Source organism: Brachyspira pilosicoli (assembly GCF_019402445.1).
Taxonomy (GTDB): domain Bacteria; phylum Spirochaetota; class Brachyspiria; order Brachyspirales; family Brachyspiraceae; genus Brachyspira; species Brachyspira pilosicoli_B.
On record NZ_SRZM01000078.1, the window covers coordinates 1 to 2,571 of the forward strand.

Genomic DNA, 2,571 nt, shown 5'->3' on the forward strand with positions numbered 1-2,571 from the left:
ACTAATTACCATGAAAAAATTTAAATACACAAGAGTAAGAAGAAAACAAAATATTATACAAAAAATAAAACAATACCTAATAGAAGATAGTGATAAAAACCTTTTTCCATATTTTTTAAAGAAATCATTATTAATAGCAATATCATTTATAATGTTTATAGTTCTCATTAATTTTTTAATACTTGGTTCAAAAAGAAATTCTAGCAATAATTTATATGCTCAAAATACAGATGACTCCAAAACTACATCTGAAGTATATAATAAAATATTAGATGAAGTAAAAGAAATGAAAATAGAAACTAATAATATTGTTACAGAAGAAGATATAAAAAATATACCAGCAGTTACTTCTACACCTGTTGCTTCTATAGAAAAGGCATCTGATGCTTTTTATGATTATTTAGTTTCTGATAATTCGCTTGTAAGTGATGGTACTATCAGTCTTAAATATGATGAATATACAATAGAAGAAGGCGATAACTTAAGTAGTATATCAAAAAAAATAGGTGCTAATTTAGATACTATAGTAAGCGTTAATAAAATAAGCAATGCAAACAAATTAAGACCTGGACAGACTATAATGATACCAAATAGAAATGGTTTGCTTTATGTTGTTAAGAAAAATGAAACTTTAGAAGAGATTAGCGACAGATATGATGTTGAAATTAACAGAGTATTAAGCTTTAACAAAATAGACAGAGATAACATCAACACTGGAGATGAAATATTTTTACCTGGTGCTAAATATACATTAGATGAAAGAATAGATAAATTCGGTCAAATGTTCAGCTTACCTACAGTTGTAACAAGAATAAGCAGTGTATTTGGATATAGAGTACATCCAATTACAGGAGTAAGAAGAAAACATTTAGGTGTAGATATACCTGGCGGATTAAACACTCCTATATATGCTGCTAGAAAAGGAAAGGTTATATTTGCAGGATACAGCGGCGGTTTTGGAAATTTGGTTATAGTTCGTCATGATAAAGGATATACTACATACTACGGACACTTAAATAAAATCACTACTACAGTTGGTGCTAATGTGGGCGTTGGAGTAATGATAGGAAGAATGGGAAGCACTGGTAATTCTACAGGAAGCCATTTACATTTTGAAGTAAGAAGAAACGGTGTGGCATTAAACCCTGCTGACTTTATACCTATAGGAAAATTCATTAAAAGAAGATAATTAAAATAAATAATCTAAAAAATAAAATAAGGAAGCAGTAAATAACGCTGTTTCCTTTTTTTATATAAAATATAATTAGTATTAGTTTCTTAAACTTGCACTTTTTGGTTATTTTATGAAGTCCATAGCGTATAGTTGCGAGAAAAAGAACAATAAAATTAACTTAATTTTTTTGTAAAAAACATTTATTTTAATAAGATATTTGCAGGGCTTTGCCCCGCACCCCACTTCTTTTGGTGACCCAAAGAAGCAAAAAGACTGCATTTTTATATTCTACTACTTATATAAAATAAAGAGTATTATTTTTTATATAATTAACTAATCATTAAAGCAAGCAAAAATCGCTATCTTCTTCTCTTGATAAAAAATTTCATAACATCATTAATATAATTACTAGATGTATCTAATACTATATTTTCTATAGAATTTCTTTTCAAAAACTGTAATTTATCTTCAAGCATTTTACTCTGTTCATTGATATAAGCCTCTCTCACATTCTTGTTCCCCATATCAAAATAAACATACTCATCATTCTCTAAATCTGATAAAACTAACGTGCCAAGCAAATGAGGCATTTCATATTCTAATCTATCATTAACTAAACAAACCACAAAATCATTTCTCTTTCTTGTAATGTCTATCTGTTTTTTCGGTAAATCAGAACATGCATCTGTTATAAGGAATGTAATACTATCTCTTTTTTGTATCTTATTAAAATATTCTAAAGCATTAGCAATATTAGTTTCAGCACTTTTGGGTTCAAACTCTATAAGCTCTCTAATAATTCTAAGCACATGATTTTTTCCTTTGTTTAGAGGAATAAACTTTTCAACAGTATCAGTAAATATTAAAAGCCCTACTTTGTCATTGTTTTTAAGAGCAGAAAAAGATAGCAAAGCACTAAGCTCTACAATAAGATTATGTTTAGTTTTTGTAAGTCCAAAATCGGTAGAAGCAGAAAAGTCAGCTAATATAACAACATTAAGCTCCCTCTCTTCTCTAAATCTCTTGATAAAAGGCTCATTATACCTCGCACTCACCTTCCAATCCATAGCCCTCACATCATCGCCAATATTATATTTTCTCACCTCATCAAACTCTATACCATGCCCCTTAAAAGCAGAATGATACTGCCCAGCAAAATAAGAGTTTACTATACGCGAAGTTTTTATTTCTATCTGCCTAACAGATTTTAGTATATCTTTGGTTGTTATGGTGCTATCTCTAAACATATTTATTTCCTTTAGGTTTAAACTATACAAAAGATTTGAGGTTTTGTCAATTTTTATATTTTCTAATTTTTTTAGTATAATTTAAACGAATATATTTTGTAATCTATGTTTTTATTTTATTCAACTTTTTTGTCGCTCAAAAAAGTTGCA

At 28.3% G+C, this 2,571-nt stretch carries 2 protein-coding genes; one reads left to right on the forward strand and one right to left on the reverse strand.

Annotation, left to right across the window (positions count from 1 at the left end; all coding sequences use genetic code 11):
* Positions 1-10 precede the first annotated feature (10 nt).
* The gene (locus E6A48_RS03210) at positions 11-1,189 is read left to right on the forward strand and encodes a M23 family metallopeptidase (protein WP_219708553.1); all 1,179 of its coding nucleotides are present in this window, start codon (positions 11-13) and stop codon (positions 1,187-1,189) included.
* Positions 1,190-1,533: 344 nt separating this feature from the next.
* On the opposite strand, the gene E6A48_RS03215 is transcribed toward E6A48_RS03210, so the two are convergent.
* Complete coding sequence (locus E6A48_RS03215; RefSeq protein ID WP_219708552.1) at positions 1,534-2,421, reverse strand: DUF58 domain-containing protein; 888 nt, start codon at positions 2,419-2,421, stop codon at positions 1,534-1,536.
* Positions 2,422-2,571: the final 150 nt, after the last annotated feature.

Bases quoted from the DNA above. Each gene is read 5' to 3' on its own strand.
- E6A48_RS03210 (WP_219708553.1), top strand. From the start codon at position 11: ATGAAAAAATTTAAATACACAAGAGTAAGAAGAAAACAAAATATTATA.
- E6A48_RS03215 (WP_219708552.1), bottom strand. From the start codon at position 2,421: ATGTTTAGAGATAGCACCATAACAACCAAAGATATACTAAAATCTGTT.